General features: G+C 46.2%; 8 protein-coding genes, 9 tRNA genes and 3 rRNA genes. 4 read left to right on the top strand and 16 right to left on the bottom strand.

Translation table 11 applies throughout. From position 1 onward, the window contains the following. Positions 1-7: 7 nt before the first annotated feature. From JCM16456_RS00325 to rep, 8 genes are all read right to left on the bottom strand, one after another. The gene (locus JCM16456_RS00325; RefSeq protein ID WP_068711365.1) at positions 8-1,732 is read right to left on the bottom strand and encodes a dipeptide ABC transporter ATP-binding protein; all 1,725 of its coding nucleotides are present in this window, start codon (positions 1,730-1,732) and stop codon (positions 8-10) included. Positions 1,733-2,673: 941 nt separating this feature from the next. Beyond that, a tRNA-Pro gene (locus JCM16456_RS00320) sits at positions 2,674-2,750 on the bottom strand. A 5-nt stretch (positions 2,751-2,755) separates the two neighbouring features. Next, a tRNA-His gene (locus tag JCM16456_RS00315) sits at positions 2,756-2,831 on the bottom strand. A 67-nt stretch (positions 2,832-2,898) separates the two neighbouring features. Continuing rightward, positions 2,899-2,975: transfer RNA gene (locus JCM16456_RS00310), tRNA-Pro, on the bottom strand. A gap of 5 nt (positions 2,976-2,980) precedes the next feature. Next, positions 2,981-3,056, bottom strand: a tRNA-His gene (locus JCM16456_RS00305). Between the two features lie 31 nt (positions 3,057-3,087). Continuing rightward, positions 3,088-3,164 (bottom strand) — tRNA-Arg (locus JCM16456_RS00300). A 58-nt stretch (positions 3,165-3,222) separates the two neighbouring features. Further along, positions 3,223-3,351, bottom strand: a complete 129-nt coding sequence (locus JCM16456_RS24290) for a hypothetical protein (protein WP_263647151.1) — start codon at positions 3,349-3,351, stop codon at positions 3,223-3,225. A gap of 45 nt (positions 3,352-3,396) precedes the next feature. Beyond that, on the bottom strand, positions 3,397-5,412 hold the full coding sequence (gene rep, locus JCM16456_RS00295) for a DNA helicase Rep (protein ID WP_068711359.1): 2,016 nt from the start codon (positions 5,410-5,412) through the stop codon (positions 3,397-3,399). A gap of 222 nt (positions 5,413-5,634) precedes the next feature. Between rep and JCM16456_RS00290 the strand changes: the two genes are divergently transcribed. The 3 genes from JCM16456_RS00290 (at position 5,635) to ubiK (ending at position 10,245) form a co-directional block, all read left to right on the top strand. Beyond that, positions 5,635-6,741: an efflux RND transporter periplasmic adaptor subunit gene (locus JCM16456_RS00290; RefSeq protein ID WP_068711357.1), complete on the top strand. Its 1,107-nt coding sequence runs from the start codon at positions 5,635-5,637 to the stop codon at positions 6,739-6,741. An 8-nt stretch (positions 6,742-6,749) separates the two neighbouring features. Beyond that, on the top strand, positions 6,750-9,863 hold the full coding sequence (locus JCM16456_RS00285) for a multidrug efflux RND transporter permease subunit (RefSeq protein WP_068711355.1): 3,114 nt from the start codon (positions 6,750-6,752) through the stop codon (positions 9,861-9,863). 121 nt (positions 9,864-9,984) lie between these two features. Next, a complete protein-coding gene (gene ubiK, locus JCM16456_RS00280; protein ID WP_068711353.1) occupies positions 9,985-10,245 on the top strand; it encodes a ubiquinone biosynthesis accessory factor UbiK in 261 nt (86 codons plus the stop codon). A 144-nt stretch (positions 10,246-10,389) separates the two neighbouring features. Here ubiK and ilvC read toward each other — a convergent pair whose 3' ends face one another. Next, entirely contained in the window at positions 10,390-11,874 is a 1,485-nt protein-coding gene (gene ilvC, locus JCM16456_RS00275) for a ketol-acid reductoisomerase (RefSeq protein WP_068711351.1), read from the bottom strand. A 144-nt stretch (positions 11,875-12,018) separates the two neighbouring features. Here ilvC and ilvY point away from each other — a divergent pair, with 144 nt between their 5' ends. Beyond that, complete coding sequence (gene ilvY / locus JCM16456_RS00270; RefSeq protein WP_068711349.1) at positions 12,019-12,912, top strand: HTH-type transcriptional activator IlvY; 894 nt, start codon at positions 12,019-12,021, stop codon at positions 12,910-12,912. A 122-nt stretch (positions 12,913-13,034) separates the two neighbouring features. Here ilvY and JCM16456_RS00265 read toward each other — a convergent pair. The 7 genes from JCM16456_RS00265 to JCM16456_RS00235 form a co-directional block, all read right to left on the bottom strand. Then, positions 13,035-13,125, bottom strand: a tRNA-Ser gene (locus JCM16456_RS00265). A gap of 48 nt (positions 13,126-13,173) precedes the next feature. Next, positions 13,174-13,289 (bottom strand): 5S ribosomal RNA (rrf, locus tag JCM16456_RS00260). Between the two features lie 90 nt (positions 13,290-13,379). Continuing rightward, positions 13,380-16,269 (bottom strand): 23S ribosomal RNA (locus JCM16456_RS00255). 508 nt (positions 16,270-16,777) lie between these two features. Further along, positions 16,778-16,853, bottom strand: a tRNA-Val gene (locus tag JCM16456_RS00250). Positions 16,854-16,881: 28 nt separating this feature from the next. Continuing rightward, a tRNA-Lys gene (locus tag JCM16456_RS00245) sits at positions 16,882-16,957 on the bottom strand. Position 16,958: 1 nt separating this feature from the next. Further along, positions 16,959-17,034: transfer RNA gene (locus tag JCM16456_RS00240), tRNA-Glu, on the bottom strand. 71 nt (positions 17,035-17,105) lie between these two features. Further along, a 16S ribosomal RNA gene (locus tag JCM16456_RS00235) occupies positions 17,106-18,658 on the bottom strand. The 16S, 23S and 5S rRNA genes sit together here with 4 tRNA genes alongside, the layout of an rRNA operon. Positions 18,659-18,701 lie beyond the last annotated feature (43 nt).

Raw genomic sequence — 18,701 nt, 5'->3', positions numbered from 1 at the left:
CAGACTTTTAAGCCCGAGCCACGGTCTTGACATCTTCTCTTAGTCCGGTGAATTCCGGCATGAGCGAAATCAGATGCTGACTGTATTGATGTTGCGGTTGAGTAAAGAGCTGTTCTGTTGGAGCCACTTCGAGTAATTGCCCCATTTGCATCACCCCAACGCGGTCACACACCTGACGAATCACAGGTAAGTCGTGGCTAATAAACAACATTGTAAGCCCTAACTCTGCCTGTAAATCCTTCAATAAATTCAATATTTGAGCTTGAACTGACACATCTAGTGCCGATGTAGGTTCATCACAAATCAATAAACGAGGTCGCGTAGCCAATGCACGCGCAATAGAAATACGTTGACGTTGGCCACCAGAAAATTCGTGGGGGTACTTCAACCCAGCTTCACGTCCTAAACCCACGTGATCAAGCAGGTCATTTACCACACTACGTGTTTCTGCTTCATTTTTAGTTAAATGGTGAAAACGAATCGGTTCAGCGACAATATCAAAAACGCGCATGCGTGGGTTCATTGACGTGTATGGGTTTTGGAATACCATCTGCATTGCACGGCGTAAAGGACGTCGTTCTTTCTCCGATTTAAGAGCGGTTAAATCCACACCTTCGAAAGTCACCTTCCCTTCATTAGGTTGATACAGACCGGCAATGACTCGCGCAATTGTCGATTTACCAGAGCCGGATTCGCCAACCAAACCAAAGGTTTCACCTTCTTGAATCTGGAAACTCACATTATTGGAAGCTTGGATATATTCACGGCGACTTTCAAATAGCGAATCCTTAGTGACAAAACGTAAGTTCACGTTCTCCACATTCAAAAGTGGACCAGAATATTGGCGCTGCTCTTCACGCTGACCTAACCAATGATTTTTGATATCCAGAGGTTGGTGCTCTGCTGCTTCTTCGATATAGCTCACCAAAGGGAAACGGTCGAGTTTAATATCAGAACGTGGCACTGCCGAAATCAAACTATGGGTGTAAGGGTGTTCTGGGTGACCAAGGACTTTTGCCGTCGGACCAATCTCTACTAGCTCGCCACGATACATAACTGCGACTCGATCGGTCACGTTAGATACAACCCCCATATCATGGGTCACCAACATGCAACCGACGTTATGTTCGATACACAATTGACGAATCAAGCTTAAAATCTGGTCTTGGATTGAAACATCCAGCGCTGTGGTAGGCTCATCAGCGATAATTAGATCAGGTTCTCCGGCCAATGCGATAGCAATAACAACCCGTTGGCGCATACCGCCTGAAAATTGGTGAGGGTATTGTTTTAAACGGTTTTCTGGCTGAGGGATGCCCACTTGCTTCATCAATGACAGGGCGCGATCATATGCCTCACTATCACTGACCTTCATATTGGCATGAATGGTTTCTTTTAATTGATGCTCAACAGTAAACAACGGATTTAGTGACGTCATTGGATCTTGAAAAATAAAACCAATTTTCGATCCACGAACTTTGCGCATCTCTTCATCAGTGAGACCCGAAATTTTCTGACCATCAAGGAAGACTTCGCCACTGGCTACATGACCTGGAGGGCTTAATAGATCGATCACCGCATTGCCTACGGTAGATTTACCAGCACCCGATTCGCCAACTACGCCAACAATTTCACCGCGCTCGATTGAAAAAGACAACGATTTTACCGCGGCGAAGACACCATGGCGCGACGGATATTCAATCCGTAGGTTATTAACTTCTAAAAGAGACATTGAAACCAGACCTCTACTGCTACGACAGTTTTCTGCCCTGTCTGAATACCTAAGCCAGTCCATGATATCGGCTTAGATCATTGTGAATCCATTCTTGTCAGTACAATATGCTGACACTTATTAGCCCATCAATTTGTCAAATATCTCACAGAAAAGCAACAACAACAGTATAAAAAATCGATTTAAATGCAGTTAAAAGGAAGTTTACCGAATATATATTCACCAAATAAGCATACGTAAACTTTTCTCTCTTTCTTATGGCACAGAAAAAACTGGCAACAAATTAGAGATTATCACTGATCTAAATAACTATTTCCGAATAATCTAAAAACTAAAATGTGGGTATTTTTGCATTAGAGTAGCGACACTAATCATTTACAAATAGAAAACAATAAATAAAATTTATCGCCCAAACTTAAAATTAGCTATCAGTCATTTCACAATAGATAGATTATTCATCTAACATACTAATCAAGAACAACATAAAGCTCCTTTCAGAATTATTACAATATACGCATAAATAGTGCGTATACGACCGCTATGCCGGAGTCTCCTTAGCGGAATGACTAACTAGATCTTGCTCGAACAACACTAAAATATCATTCATTCAGTTTGCAAAATTATGCACAGTTCATCACCTTTTATGCCATTTCAACAACAAATAAAGCTAGTTGCATATTGTTTTGAGCATAAATGAATTGGGATGTGGTAACTATCTTGAAAGACACTGCCTAGTCGGGACTCCTAAATGACTTACATTAGGAACTGTGTGCTAGTAGGGAATGCCCAGTCTGAGGCTTTGAATGGTGATCGATAAAAAGGGGTCGATGCGCAGGGCTGACTGGCTGCTGGACTTCTATCCCCAACCGATATGTGGTGATTAACCATCAAAAATTGTAGATACGAAAAAGCCTCAGCATTTCTGCTGAGGCTTTGAATGGTGGTCGGTGAAGAGGGATTCGAACCCCCGACCCTCTGGTCCCAAACCAGATGCGCTACCAAACTGCGCTATTCACCGACAAATGGGGTGGCTAACGGGATTCGAACCCGCGACAACCGGAATCACAATCCGGGACTCTACCAACTGAGCTATAGCCACCATCAATTTGTGTTTTACCGGCTTCTTGCCGTACTAGTCACGCTATAACAGCCTAACTATTAAATAGTGGTCGGTGAAGAGGGATTCGAACCCCCGACCCTCTGGTCCCAAACCAGATGCGCTACCAAACTGCGCTATTCACCGACGAATGGGGTGGCTAACGGGATTCGAACCCGCGACAACCGGAATCACAATCCGGGACTCTACCAACTGAGCTATAGCCACCATAATTTTTTACCGACATTCCCTCCGAGAATGGTACGCCCGAAAGGATTCGAACCTTCGACCTTTGGCTCCGGAGGCCAACGCTCTATCCAGCTGAGCTACGGGCGCATGCCCTATCGGCGGAGTGGAATAATACGGAGATCACTCTACGCCGTCTAGTACTTTTTTAACTTTTTTTACTGATTGACGTATTTTTCGTCAAACGGTGCGCAATAATACCACATTCATGCATTTGTGCACCTATCAATTCATCCAACTCATTGATCAGGACACCAAATTTGTGACTGGACTCCACAGTGAAATTCCTAAAATCTCGTACCGTGGAATCCCCAAAAAATCCCTATTTTTTGAACATAGCGCGTAAATTGGCAATATGTGCTTGTCCTTTGGCCATGCGCTCTTCTTGTGAAAGTGGTTTTTTCTTCACTTCCCACTCAACATCATCGTATGGCAGCTCTTCCAGGAAGCGACTTTGTGTCGGTTTCAGCAGTTCACCAAACTGACGACGTTCTTTACACATGGTAAAGGTCAATTCTCGTTGTGCTCGAGTAATTCCCACATACATTAAGCGTCGTTCTTCATCGACGTTGTCCTCATCAATGCTGGTTTGATGCGGCAAAATCCCTTCTTCTGCCCCCATCAGGTACACAAAAGGAAACTCAAGTCCCTTCGACGCATGCAGAGTCATCAACTGTACGGCATCACTGTCGTCATTTTCTTCGCCACGCTCCATCATATCCCTCAAAGTGAGTCGCTGTACCACTTCTTTCAGTGTTTTCTCTTCCTGATCAGGATTATCACCTTGCAAGTCTGCAGTGATCCACGAATACAGATCGGAGACGTTTTTCATCCGCATTTCTGCTGCTTTAGGACTAGAGGAGGTTTCGTGTAACCAGTCTTCATAATGAATATCACGCACTAATGAACGCACTGCCTCAACCGTATCACCACGCTCTGCGTTATCTGCTAAAGCAACCAACCACTGGGTGAAACGGCGCACATTCTCTAGCCCTCGTCCCGATAAATGCTGTTCTAGGCCTAACTCAAAGCTCGCCGCAAACAGACTTTTACCACGCATGTTGGCATAGCTACCCAGCTTTTCGAGTGTTGTGGGGCCGATTTCACGGCGAGGTGTATTTACAATACGCAAGAATGCATTGTCATCATCTGGGTTAACCAGTACGCGTAAGTACGCCATGATGTCTTTAATCTCTGCTCGAGCAAAGAACGATGTCCCACCAGAAATTTTGTAAGGCACTCGGTTTTGCATTAGGCTTTTTTCCAGCAAACGAGACTGGTGATTACCACGATACAACACCGCATATTGGCGATATTCAGTACGATTTAAGAATTTATGCGCAATAATTTCACCCGTGATTTTCTCGGCCTCATGATCTTCATTCTTGGCAGTGATCACTTTGAGTTTTTCACCATCAGGGATCTCAGAGAAAAGCGCTTTTTCGTACACGTGTGGGTTATTCGCAATCAAGATATTGGCCGCACGCAAAATACGACTGGTAGAACGATAATTCTGCTCCAGTTTAATCAAGCGTAAGTTTGGGTAATCCTCTCCCAATAACACTAAGTTTTGCGGTTTTGCTCCACGCCATGAGTATATCGATTGGTCATCATCTCCTACTACGGTCAATCGACCCCGCTCGCCAACGATAAGCTTCACTAACTCATATTGACTGGTATTGGTATCTTGATATTCATCGACAAGCAGGTAGCGAATTTTAGACTGCCAACGATGACGCACCTCTTCATTCGTTTTCAGTAACTGAACTGGCATTAAAATTAAGTCATCAAAATCTAATGCGTTGTATGCCTGCATCTGCTTTTGATACATAGCAAAACACATAGCAAAGACTTGTTGCTGCTCACCCATTGCTTGAGCTAACGCTTGATCAGGTGTCACCATGTCGTTTTTCCAGTTAGAGATCGTACTCAATAACTGCTTTAACAGGTCTTTATCTCCATCAAGTTGCTTTTCGGTAAGCTCTTTGAGAAGCGCCATTTGGTCTTGATCATCAAAAAGAGAAAAGCCCGCTTTCAATCCTAGGTGTTTATATTCACGACGAATGATGTTCAAACCTAGGGTATGGAAAGTTGATACCATCAACCCCCTCGACTCGGCTTTACCAAGCGTGTGAGCAACACGCTCTTTCATTTCACGCGCCGCTTTGTTGGTGAACGTTACGGCAGCAATATTGCGCGCGTTATAACGGCATTTCTGAACCAAATACGCAATTTTATTGGTAATAACACGTGTTTTACCAGATCCCGCTCCTGCCAACACCAGGCAGGGACCGGATACATATTTCACGGCTTCATCTTGTCTTGGGTTCAGCTTCATATCGTACCTATTCCTCTTCTTCGGTCGCTAATGATAATGGCACACGCTAGGAGTTGCTACGCAGAACTGACATAATTTTTTACTTTTTACTGCACACATGTATTGCAAAAGGGGTGGTTATTTGAACTATAATGCAATCCTTATTCACGCAACAAATTGGTCTGTCATCGAACAGTTCAGCAAATAAATAGCGTTGTCTATTTTAAATATCGGAGTTTTGCCATGAAAAAGTGGACCCTGATTATGTTACTTATCGCCGTACTGCTGTTCGGTAGTGTGATAGGTTTTAATCTCTTTAAGCAGCACATGATCAGCAATTATTTGGCTAATCAACCCGAGCCAGACTTTCCTATCACCATGACAACGGCTAAAGCAGAGGATTGGTCTCCAGTCATTCAAGCAATTGGTTTTATAGAACCTAATCAAGGGGTAACGCTTACTTCACAGAGCAGTGGGGTGATTAATGGCATTTTATTTGAGTCAGGCGCAAACGTGACTAAAGGACAACCTTTGCTTGAGCTAGATTCATCTGTGGAACAAGCCACGCTCGCTAGCTCTCAGGCAAGATTGCCCGCGGCGAAAGCCAAATATGAACGCTATAGAGGTTTGTATGATCGAGGCGCTGTATCGCAAGAAGCGTTTGACGACGCAAAAGCAGAGTATTACTCACTTAATGCCGACATCAAAAGCTTAAGCGCGACGATTGAGCGTCGTGAAATTCATGCTCCATTTTCTGGTATCGTCGGAATCCGCAATGTGTTCTTGGGACAATATGTCCAACCTGGGACGAGTATTGTGCGCCTTGAAGACATCAGTATGATGCGTTTGCGCTTCACCGTGCCTCAGACAGAAATTTCTCGAATTCATCTTGATCAGACCATCGAAATTACTGTTGATGCCTACTTAGACAAAACATTTCGTGGCGCAATCACCGCTATTGAACCGGCCGTCAGCGAGCAAAGCGGCTTAATCGAAGTGCAAGCCAATATTCCAAATAGTGATGGTTTACTGCGTAGCGGCATGTTCGCGCGCGCCAGTATTTTGCTACCACCGCTACATAACCAAATATCACTGCCCCAAACAGCTATCACATACACCTTATACGGCGATAGCGTTTACGTTATCACTGAAAAAGATGGTGTTAAACGCGTTGAGCAGCGAGTCGTTAAAGTCGGTGAACGAGTACGTGATGTAGCTCATATCCTTTCCGGGGTGAAAGCTGGCGAGCAGATCGTAACATCCGGTCAAGTACGTCTTAGTAACGGTGTAAAAGTACACGTGGTAGAGAGTAACGCCACAGCAACACCTAGCCAAACCCCTATGCTTTAGGAGCTTGTATGCGTTTCACTGATATTTTTATAAAGCGCCCAGTGCTCTCAATCTCGATCAGCTTTCTGATCGCGTTGTTGGGATTACAGGCGGTGTTCAAAATGCAGGTTCGAGAGTATCCGGACATGACCAATACGGTCATTACCGTCACGACCAGCTATTACGGGGCGAGTGCAGATCTTATCCAAGGTTTTATCACTCAACCGTTAGAGCAGGCGATCGCTCAAGCCGATAATATTGATTACGTAACATCGCAGTCTGTATTAGGCTCATCCACGATTACTGTTACGATGAAGCTCAATACTAACCCAAACGCGGCATTAGCCGATGTGTTGGCGAAGACCAATTCCGTGCGCTCACAACTGCCGAAAGAGGCAGAAGATCCAAGCGTAACGATGTCGACTGGCTCAACCACGGCGGTTATGTATATTGGTTTTACAAGTCCAGAGCTTAATTCCAGCCAAATTACCGATTACTTAGAGCGTGTCGTCAACCCCCAACTCTATTCGATTAACGGTGTGGGAGGGATAGACCTGTATGGCGGTATGAAATACGCTCTACGCGTGTGGTTAGATCCCGCTAAAATGGCAGCACTGAAGCTCACTGCGACCGATGTAATGAGTGTACTTAGCACCAACAACTATCAGTCCGCGGCAGGCCAAGCGACTGGCGAATACGTGTTGTACAACGGTGATGCCAACACCCAAGTTTCGGACACGGAAGAGTTAGAAAATTTGGTAGTGAAGAACGACAACGGTCGCGTCATTCGTCTCCAAGACATTGCTAAAGTGTCTCTAGCGAAAAGCCACGATACTTATCGAGCAAGCGCTAATGGAAACGAAGCCGTCGTTGCCGCCATCAATGCAACACCAAGCGCGAACCCAATCAATATTGCCAAAGATGTGCTTAATACGCTCCCAGAGCTAAAACGCAACATGCCAAGTAATATTGAAATGAACGTGCTGTATGACTCGACGATTGCCATCAATGAATCGATTCATGAAGTGATTAAAACCATCGTTGAAGCCGCTATCATTGTCTTGATCGTTATTACCCTGTTCCTAGGGTCGTTACGCGCTGTGTTAATTCCTATCGTCACCATTCCACTGTCATTGATTGGCGTTGCCATGGTGATGCAGGCGTTGGGATTTTCGTGGAACTTGATGACACTTCTAGCGATGGTGCTCGCCATCGGTTTGGTAGTCGATGATGCTATCGTGGTGCTTGAAAACGTCGATCGTCATATCAAAGAAGGACAGTCACCATTTAGGGCTGCAATTATCGGTACACGCGAAATCGCGATTCCGGTTATTGCCATGACGATCTCACTGGCCGCCGTGTATGCTCCGATTGCACTAATGGGCGGTGTAACAGGGTCCTTATTTAAGGAATTTGCATTAACGCTGGCAGGCTCAGTATTTGTTTCTGGAATCGTCGCACTCACCCTATCGCCAATGATGTGTGCCAAAATGCTACGCAGCAAAGCAGAACCGTCGCGTTTTGAACAATCAGTGCATTGCAGCTTAGATAAATTGACACAACGTTACGATCGCATGCTGCATGCTGTCATGCAGCATCGTCCAGTCGTACTTGGATTTGCTGCTATAGCATTTCTCAGTTTGCCGTTAATGTTCCGTTTTATTCCTAGTGAATTAGCACCAGCAGAAGATAAAGGCGTTGTGATGTTACTTGGTACAGCATCGTCAAATGCCAACCTCGACTACATGGCCAATACCATGGATGACGTCAATAAGGTACTGTCTAATCAGCCAGAAGTGCAGTTTGCGCAAGTATTTACTGGTGTACCTAATTCTAACCAAGCACTAGGCATTGCGTCCTTGGTTCCTTGGAGTGAACGCGAAGCGGAACAAGGTGATATAACGCAAAGAGTCTCTAACCTCATTAAAGAAATTCCTGGTATGGCGGTAACGGCTTTCCAAATGCCAGAATTGCCAGGAGCTGGCTCAGGGTTACCCATTCAGTTTGTCATTACAACGCCAAACTCATTTGAAAGTCTATTTACGATTGCAAGTGACATTTTGGCTAAGGTATCGCGCGAACCTAAATTTGTGTATTCGAATTTAGACCTGAATTTCGATTCTGCCACGATGAAAATTCAGATCGATAAAGACAAAGCCGGAGCCTATGGTGTAACGATGCAAGACATAGCAACCACACTATCGACCATGATGGCGGATGGCTATGTTAACCGTATCGACCTCAACGGCCGTTCTTACGAAGTGATCCCACAAGTCGAACGTAAATGGCGCCTTAACCCTGAATCGATGAAACAGTACTACGTACGAGCCAATGACGGAGAGCTTATTTCACTAGGTAGTTTAGTGTCGATTGATGTTGTCGCCGCACCACGCTCATTACCACACTTTAACCAGCTCAACTCGGCCACCATTGGTGCAGTGCCAACCCCAGGCATCGCGATGGGTGATGCGGTAAGCTGGTTTGAAGATGTCGCAAAAACTGATTTACCGAAAGGCTATAGTCACGATTACATGGGTGAAGCTCGCCAATACGTAACGGAAGGAAGTGCGTTATACGCAACATTCGCTCTTGCTTTAGCGGTTATTTTCTTGGTACTAGCGATCCAATTTGAGTCGTTACGCGACCCATTGGTCATCATGGTTTCCGTGCCACTTGCGATTTGCGGCGCATTGATTGCGCTGGCTTGGGGAGCTGCCACCATGAACATCTACTCACAGGTCGGCCTGATTACCTTAATTGGTTTGATTACCAAGCACGGTATTTTGATCTGTGAAGTCGCCAAGGAAGAACAACTACACAACAAACGCTCTCGTATGGATGCGGTTATGCATGCTGCCAAAGTACGTTTGCGTCCAATCCTTATGACCACAGGTTCCATGATTGCAGGTTTGATACCGCTCATGTACGCCACCGGAGCAGGTGCAGAACAGCGCTTTAGTATCGGTATCGTTATTGTGGCTGGTCTTGGGATTGGTACCATTTTCACCTTGTTTGTTCTACCGGTCATCTATAGCTACTTGGCAGAGAAACACAAACCACTTCCCGTGTTTGTGGAAGATAAAGATCTCGAAAAGCTAGCGCGAATTGATGAAGCTTTAGCCTCCCATCATCATAAAAAATAGATGGTTTATGAATAACTCGGTGATGTTCCAAAGGCCACACTGTGGCCTTTTTTTATCTTGAATAACGACTTTCTTTTGCGAATTGCATAGAATGCAACAATAAAGGATAGGAGAACCCCGAATGTTTGATCCCAAAAAATTAGAGCAAGTAGCAAAGCAAATTCATGATTCAATGCCACAACCAGTGAAAGAGCTTGGTGCTGATGTTGAACAAAAAGTTCGTCAAGTCATTCAAGGTCAATTGAACAAATTGGATGTAGTCAGCCGTGAAGAGTTTGATGTGCAAACTCAAGTGCTACTTCGTACTCGTCAAAAATTGACAGACATGGAGAAAAAGCTGGCAGAAATCGAAGAAAAGCTAGCGGCGAACAAAGGCGAATAGCAGTCTGCTAATCGGACACTAACGTTCGCTTTCGCACTCCAAATAAAAAGGCTTGGTCATTGACCAAGCCTTTTGTCTTATTATGTTGTGTTTACTTTTTATTTTTATAGTGCCTCATCTCATTGGTGGATAAGGCTACTTAAATTAGTCGCCGACAGCGATACGTTTCATGTCTTTCATGTAGCCACGTAGTTTTTCACCTACCTGCTCTACTGGGTGCTGACGAAGAACGTGATTCACTTCGATTAAACGAGTGTTATCCACATGATTCGATGCAGATTCTAAACCTTTACCAATCACATCAGTTGATACGTTCGGCATGAATTTCTCACGTAGCAATGGAGTTGCAACGTTAGAGAACAGGTAATTACCGTATTCTGCAGTATCTGAAATAACCACGTTCATTTCGTATAGACGTTTACGAGCGATAGTATTCGCAATCAGTGGTAGTTCATGCAGTGATTCGTAGTATGCCGATTCTGCAATAATGCCCGAATCAGTCATTGCTTCAAATGCTAGCTCAATCCCGGCGCGAACCATTGCCACCATCAAGATACCGTTATCGAAGTATTCTTGTTCTGCAATTTTCACATCAGACTCAGGGTAGTTTTCAAAACCCGTTTCTGCTGTTTCTGCACGCCAGCCAAGTAGGTTTGCATCATCATTTGCCCAGTCAGCCATCATAGTTGATGAGAAGTGACCTGAGATGATGTCGTCCATATGTTTGTAGTACAGCGGTTTCAAAAGACCTTTTAGCTCTTCAGAAAGCTCAAATGCTTTAATTTTCGCAGGGTTAGATAGACGATCCATCATGTGGCTGATGCCACCGAACTTCAACGCTTCAGTAATGGTTTCCCAACCGAACTGTAGAAGTTTACCTGCGTAACCTGCATCGATACCATCAGCAATCATTTTTTCATAACAAACGATAGAACCCGCTTGTAGCATGCCACATAGAATGGTTTGTTCGCCCATTAAGTCCGACTTAACTTCAGCAACAAAAGACGATTGTAGACAGCCAGCACGATGACCACCGGTTGCAGCAGCCCAAGCTTTTGCGATTTCTAGACCGTCGCCATTTGGATCGTTCGCAGGGTGAACAGCTAGAAGCGTAGGAACACCAAAACCACGTTTGTATTCTTCACGAACTTCCGTACCTGGACATTTAGGTGCAACCATTACAACTGTGATGTCTTCACGGATCTGCATACCTTCTTCAACAATGTTGAAACCGTGTGAGTAACCTAGTGCTGCGCCTTTTTTCATTAACGGCATAACCGTTTCAACAACATTACTGTGCTGTTTGTCTGGAGTCAGGTTCATCACCAAGTCAGCTTGTGGGATTAGTTCTTCATAAGTGCCTACCACAAAGCCGTTGTCTTTCGCGTTTTTGAAAGATTGACGTTTTTCAGCAATCGCTGCTGCACGCAGTGCGTAAGATACGTCTAAGCCAGAATCACGCATGTTCAAGCCTTGGTTAAGACCTTGAGCACCACAACCGACGATGACGACTTTTTTGCCTTTGAGGTAGTCAGCTTCGTTCGCAAACTCGTCACGAGCCATAAAACGACAACGACCTAGTTGGTCTAACTTCTCACGCAAATTTAAGGTATCGAAATAATTCGCCATAGTGTGTTGCTCCTTGATACTTTCCGTCTTTCGGGGGTGCTCTCAACGGCACCGAATAAAATCATACTAATTCAGACAGAGAATTGCTTAAAGTGATATATTCACAATTAGTTATTGCAAAAGATGCAACATGTAAGGAACTGGATGAACATCAAGACGCTCAAGCTCTTTCTTAATCTATGTGAAAGCCGCAACTTCAGTAAAACGGCCGCTGCGATGCACGTCAGCCCATCGGCACTTAGCCGCCAAGTGCAAAAGTTAGAGCAAGATGTCGGGCACACTCTCTTTGTTCGAGATAATCGCAGTGTAGAGCTAACACCTATCGGTACCCAACTCGTCCCAGTTGCGATGAAAATCGTCAACGAGTGGAAAGAATTTCAAGTATCAATCAACAACGAAGATGCCGATTTGAAAGGTGAAATCCGCCTTTTTTGTTCTGTGACGGCTAGTTATAGCCACCTACCTGAGCTGCTGAGTTCATTTCGTCTCAAACACCCCTTTATTGAATTTAAACTCCTTACTGGTGATCCTGCACTAGCAATAGACAAAGTGCTAAATGACGAGGCAGACATAGCAATCTCTGCCATGCCAGATCAACTCCCCTCTAAAGTAGAATTTGCCACTATTAGCGAAATTCCATTGTCTTTTATTGCACCGGCGGGAATCAGTAGCTTTGTCGAAGAGTTACAAAAAGAACACCCCGACTGGAACAAAATTCCTTTTATCCTCCCACAAACGGGGACCTCAAGAGAACGTGCTGACAACTGGTTTAAGAAGATGAAAATCAAACCTAATATCTACGCACAGATCGCGGGTAACGAAGCATTAGTCAGCATGGTATCACTAGGGTGTGGGGTAGGGATTGCTCCTGATGTGGTGATTAACAACAGCCCTGTACGAGACAAAATTCAACGCCTTACTATTGCACCAATAAAACCATTTAAGCTTGGGGTATGTTGTAAGCGTTCACAATTAGATAGCCCATTAGTTCGAGCACTATGGAAGGAAGTCACGGCAAAACGCAGTATCGTTAGCTAGGTTCTGTTCTGCAGACTCAAGAATACAGTCAGCCAATCCAATACGATTGGCTTTTTTCATGCCTGGGAGTTTGTTATAGATATGAAAAAAGCCCGCTGATTTCTCAGCGGGCTTTTCCAATGTGGCGGAGAGATAGGGATTTGAACCCTAGATACGCTATTAACGTATGCCGGTTTTCAAGACCGGTGCTTTCAACCACTCAGCCATCTCTCCACAAATTGTCGACCTACAGCATTAATTTGCTATACATCTTTATTTAAAGCCTGGCGATGTCCTACTCTCACATGGGGAAGCCCCACACTACCATCGGCGCTAATTCGTTTCACTTCTGAGTTCGGCATGGAATCAGGTGGGTCCAAATCGCTATGGTCGCCAAGCAAATTCTTCAATTCGGAAAACTGATTTTATAAAGTTCAAACACAATTCAAATGTCTTAATCGAGTCCGTCAAAACCCTTTTGGTGTTGTATGGTTAAGTCTCACGGGCAATTAGTACAGGTTAGCTCAACGCCTCACAACGCTTACACACCCTGCCTATCAACGTTCTAGTCTCGAACAACCCTTTAGGACGCTTATAGCGCCAGGGAGAACTCATCTCAAGGCTCGCTTCCCGCTTAGATGCTTTCAGCGGTTATCGATTCCGAACTTAGCTACCGGGCAATGCGTCTGGCGACACAACCCGAACACCAGAGGTTCGTCCACTCCGGTCCTCTCGTACTAGGAGCAGCCCCTTTCAATTCTCCAACGCCCACGGCAGATAGGGACCGAACTGTCTCACGACGTTCTAAACCCAGCTCGCGTACCACTTTAAATGGCGAACAGCCATACCCTTGGGACCGACTTCAGCCCCAGGATGTGATGAGCCGACATCGAGGTGCCAAACACCGCCGTCGATATGAACTCTTGGGCGGTATCAGCCTGTTATCCCCGGAGTACCTTTTATCCGTTGAGCGATGGCCCTTCCATTCAGAACCACCGGATCACTATGACCTGCTTTCGCACCTGCTCGAACCGTCATTCTCGCAGTTAAGCGGGCTTATGCCATTGCACTAACCTCACGATGTCCAACCGTGATTAGCCCACCTTCGTGCTCCTCCGTTACTCTTTGGGAGGAGACCGCCCCAGTCAAACTACCCACCAGGCACTGTCCTTATCCCGGATAACGGGACCAAGTTAGAACATCAAACATACAAGGGTGGTATTTCAAGGATGGCTCCACAAATACTGGCGTACTTGCTTCATAGCCTCCCACCTATCCTACACATGTAGGCTCAATGTTCAGTGCCAAGCTGTAGTAAAGGTTCACGGGGTCTTTCCGTCTAGCCGCGGGTACACTGCATCTTCACAGCGATTTCAATTTCACTGAGTCTCGGGTGGAGACAGCGTGGCCATCATTACGCCATTCGTGCAGGTCGGAACTTACCCGACAAGGAATTTCGCTACCTTAGGACCGTTATAGTTACGGCCGCCGTTTACCGGGGCTTCGATCAAGAGCTTCGACCTAAGTCTAACCCCATCAATTAACCTTCCGGCACCGGGCAGGCGTCACACCGTATACGTCATCTTACGATTTTGCACAGTGCTGTGTTTTTAATAAACAGTTGCAGCCACCTGGTATCTGCGACTCTCAATAGCTCCATCCGCAAGGGACTTCACCGTCGAGAGCGTACCTTCTCCCGAAGTTACGGTACCATTTTGCCTAGTTCCTTCACCCGAGTTCTCTCAAGCGCCTTGGTATTCTCTACCCGACCACCTGTGTCGGTTTGGGGTACGATTCCTTACAATCTGAAGCTTAGAGGCTTTTCCTGGAAGCATGGCATCAATGACTTCACATCCTTAGATGCTCGACATCGTGTCTCGGCCTTGAGAGTATCCGGATTTGCCTAAATACTCAGCCTACGCACTTGAACCTGGACGACCGTCGCCAGGCCCACCTAGCCTTCTCCGTCCCCCCATCGCAATTGTAAGAAGTACGGGAATATTAACCCGTTTCCCATCGACTACGCTTTTCAGCCTCGCCTTAGGGGTCGACTTACCCTGCCCCGATTAACGTTGGACAGGAACCCTTGGTCTTCCGGCGTGGAGGTTTTTCACCCCCATTATCGTTACTCATGTCAGCATTCGCACTTCTGATACCTCCAGCATGCTTTACAACACACCTTCAACGGCTTACAGAACGCTCCCCTACCCAATACGATAAATCGCATTGCCGCAGCTTCGGTTTATAGCTTAGCCCCGTTACATCTTCCGCGCAGGCCGACTCGACTAGTGAGCTATTACGCTTTCTTTAAATGATGGCTGCTTCTAAGCCAACATCCTAGCTGTCTAAGCCTTCCCACATCGTTTCCCACTTAGCTATAATTTGGGACCTTAGCTGGCGGTCTGGGTTGTTTCCCTCTCCACGACGGACGTTAGCACCCGCCGTGTGTCTCCCGGATAGTACTTACTGGTATTCGGAGTTTGCAAAGGGTTGGTAAGTCGGGATGACCCCCTAGCCTTAACAGTGCTCTACCCCCAGTAGTATTCGTCCGAGGCGCTACCTAAATAGCTTTCGGGGAGAACCAGCTATCTCCGAGTTTGATTGGCCTTTCACCCCTAGCCACAAGTCATCCGCTAATTTTTCAACATTAGTCGGTTCGGTCCTCCAGTTGATGTTACTCAACCTTCAACCTGCCCATGGCTAGATCACTCGGTTTCGGGTCTATATCCAGAGACTGAACGCCCAGTTAAGACTCGGTTTCCCTACGGCTCCCCTAATTGGTTAACCTTGCCACTGAATATAAGTCGCTGACCCATTATACAAAAGGTACGCAGTCACCCCACGAAGAGGCTCCTACTGCTTGTACGTACACGGTTTCAGGTTCTATTTCACTCCCCTCACAGGGGTTCTTTTCGCCTTTCCCTCACGGTACTGGTTCACTATCGGTCAGTCAGGAGTATTTAGCCTTGGAGGATGGTCCCCCCATATTCAGACAGGATATCACGTGTCCCGCCTTACTCGATTTCACTGAATATACGCTAACGGCTACGGGGCTATCACCCTGTATCGCGGTCCTTTCCAGAACCTTCGCCTGACGCATATAAAGCTTAAGGGCTAATCCAATTTCGCTCGCCGCTACTTTCGGAATCTCGGTTGATTTCTTTTCCTCGGGGTACTTAGATGTTTCAGTTCTCCCGGTTCGCTTCATTAACCTATGTATTCAGTTAATGATAACTGCTTATGCAGTTGGGTTTCCCCATTCGGAAATCGTAGACTCAAGTGGCTCTTACTGCCTCATCTACGCTTATCGCAAGTTAGTACGTCCTTCATCGCCTCTGACTGCCAAGGCATCCACCGTGTACGCTTAATCACTTAACCATACAACCCAAAAGAGTCTTATGCTTGGTCTTTTGCTCCCAGACTGTGTTGCTGTTCGTTTTTGCTTGGTCATGTAGCGAGCTACACTCCCTGCGACAAAAACTCTCAGCGCCTTGTCTGAAACCAAAATCCACAGCGCATAACCATCAGGTTGTAACCGTAATTAAGGTTTTGTCTGCATAACTCTTTGCTTTCACTTTGAAAAGTGGAGACAAAAAGGACATGTTGCAGACTCGATATTGCCGGACTCAATTTTGAATATTTACTTAAAAAGTAAATCCAAGAACACTTGAATGTGTTTTTGTTTGTCTTCTTAAAGAAGACAATTGAGAACTTTACAAACAATCTTCTATTTCATTGAAATAAAACATTGTTTTGTCAGCTTTCCAAATTGTTAAAGAGCAAAAGTACATTTAAGCACTTTCTAAAGATTTTCGGCGTCACTAATTCCAACCACGTACGTGTTACTGAAGTGGTTTGGAATCTGTTTCCAAAAATATTTAGAGAGTGGTGGGCGATACCGGGTTCGAACCAGTGACCCCCTGCTTGTAAGGCAGGTGCTCTCCCAACTGAGCTAATCGCCCACATTATTTGATTTCCTGTGGTAGGAAATGGTGGGTCGTACAGGATTCGAACCTGTGACCAATTGATTAAAAGTCAACTGCTCTACCAACTGAGCTAACGACCCGTGGTATCCCGTAGGGGAGTCGAACCCCTGTTACCGCCGTGAAAGGGCGGTGTCCTAGGCCTCTAGACGAACGGGACACTAAGATACTCTTTGCTTTTTCTAAACCGTATCAATCTGTGTGAACACTCATCGCAATAATCTTTCGTATTAAGGAGGTGATCCAGCGCCAGGTTCCCCTAGCGCTACCTTGTTACGACTTCACCCCAGTCATGAACCACAAAGTGGCAAGCGTCCTCCCGAAGGTTAAACTACCTGCTTCTTTTGCAGCCCACTCCCATGGTGTGACGGGCGGTGTGTACAAGGCCCGGGAACGTATTCACCGTGGCATTCTGATCCACGATTACTAGCGATTCCGACTTCATGGAGTCGAGTTGCAGACTCCAATCCGGACTACGACGCACTTTTTGGGATTCGCTCACTTTTGCAAGTTGGCCGCCCTCTGTATGCGCCATTGTAGCACGTGTGTAGCCCTACTCGTAAGGGCCATGATGACTTGACGTCGTCCCCACCTTCCTCCGGTTTATCACCGGCAGTCTCCCTGGAGTTCCCGACATTACTCGCTGGCAAACAAGGATAAGGGTTGCGCTCGTTGCGGGACTTAACCCAACATTTCACAACACGAGCTGACGACAGCCATGCAGCACCTGTCTCAGAGTTCCCGAAGGCACCAAAGCATCTCTGCTAAGTTCTCTGGATGTCAAGAGTAGGTAAGGTTCTTCGCGTTGCATCGAATTAAACCACATGCTCCACCGCTTGTGCGGGCCCCCGTCAATTCATTTGAGTTTTAATCTTGCGACCGTACTCCCCAGGCGGTCTACTTAACGCGTTAGCTCCGAAAGCCACGGCTCAAGGCCACAACCTCCAAGTAGACATCGTTTACGGCGTGGACTACCAGGGTATCTAATCCTGTTTGCTCCCCACGCTTTCGCATCTGAGTGTCAGTATCTGTCCAGGGGGCCGCCTTCGCCACCGGTATTCCTTCAGATCTCTACGCATTTCACCGCTACACCTGAAATTCTACCCCCCTCTACAGTACTCTAGCCTGCCAGTTTCAAATGCTATTCCGAGGTTAAGCCCCGGGCTTTCACATCTGACTTAACAGACCACCTGCATGCGCTTTACGCCCAGTAATTCCGATTAACGCTCGCACCCTCCGTATTACCGCGGCTGCTGGCACGGAGTTAGCCGGTGCTTCTTCTGCAGCTAACGTCAAACGAATGCGCTATTAACACATCCGCCTTCCTCACTGCTGAAAGTACTTTACAACCCGAAGGCCTTCTTCATACACGCGGCATGGCTGCATCAGGCTTGCGCCCATTGTGCAATATTCCCCACTGCTGCCTCCCGTAGGAGTCTGGACCGTGTCTCAGTTCCAGTGTGGCTGATCATCCTCTCAGACCAGCTAGGGATCGTCGCCTTGGTGAGCCCTTACCTCACCAACTAGCTAATCCCACCTGGGCATATCCTGACGCGAGAGGCCCGAAGGTCCCCCTCTTTAAGCCGTAGCTATTATGCGGTATTAGCCATCGTTTCCAATGGTTATCCCCCACATCAGGGCAATTTCCCAGGCATTACTCACCCGTCCGCCGCTCGCCGCCCATAATCGCCCCCGAAGGTTTGTTTATGTCGCTGCCGCTCGACTTGCATGTGTTAGGCCTGCCGCCAGCGTTCAATCTGAGCCATGATCAAACTCTTCAATTAAAAGTTTTTTCGGCTCAATGAATACTGATATTTCAACCGAAGT

It is taken from the genome of Vibrio tritonius, from assembly GCF_001547935.1.
Lineage (GTDB): Bacteria > Pseudomonadota > Gammaproteobacteria > Enterobacterales > Vibrionaceae > Vibrio > Vibrio tritonius.
The sequence above is the reverse complement of the archived record's forward strand: the minus strand, read 5'-3'. Positions and strand labels throughout refer to the sequence as shown.

Bases quoted from the DNA above. Each gene is read 5' to 3' on its own strand.
- JCM16456_RS00325 (WP_068711365.1), bottom strand. From the start codon at position 1,732: ATGTCTCTTTTAGAAGTTAATAACCTACGGATTGAATATCCGTCGCGC.
- rep (WP_068711359.1), bottom strand. From the start codon at position 5,412: ATGAAGCTGAACCCAAGACAAGATGAAGCCGTGAAATATGTATCCGGT.
- JCM16456_RS00290 (WP_068711357.1), top strand. From the start codon at position 5,635: ATGAAAAAGTGGACCCTGATTATGTTACTTATCGCCGTACTGCTGTTC.
- JCM16456_RS00285 (WP_068711355.1), top strand. From the start codon at position 6,750: ATGCGTTTCACTGATATTTTTATAAAGCGCCCAGTGCTCTCAATCTCG.
- ubiK (WP_068711353.1), top strand. From the start codon at position 9,985: ATGTTTGATCCCAAAAAATTAGAGCAAGTAGCAAAGCAAATTCATGAT.
- ilvC (WP_068711351.1), bottom strand. From the start codon at position 11,874: ATGGCGAATTATTTCGATACCTTAAATTTGCGTGAGAAGTTAGACCAA.
- ilvY (WP_068711349.1), top strand. From the start codon at position 12,019: ATGAACATCAAGACGCTCAAGCTCTTTCTTAATCTATGTGAAAGCCGC.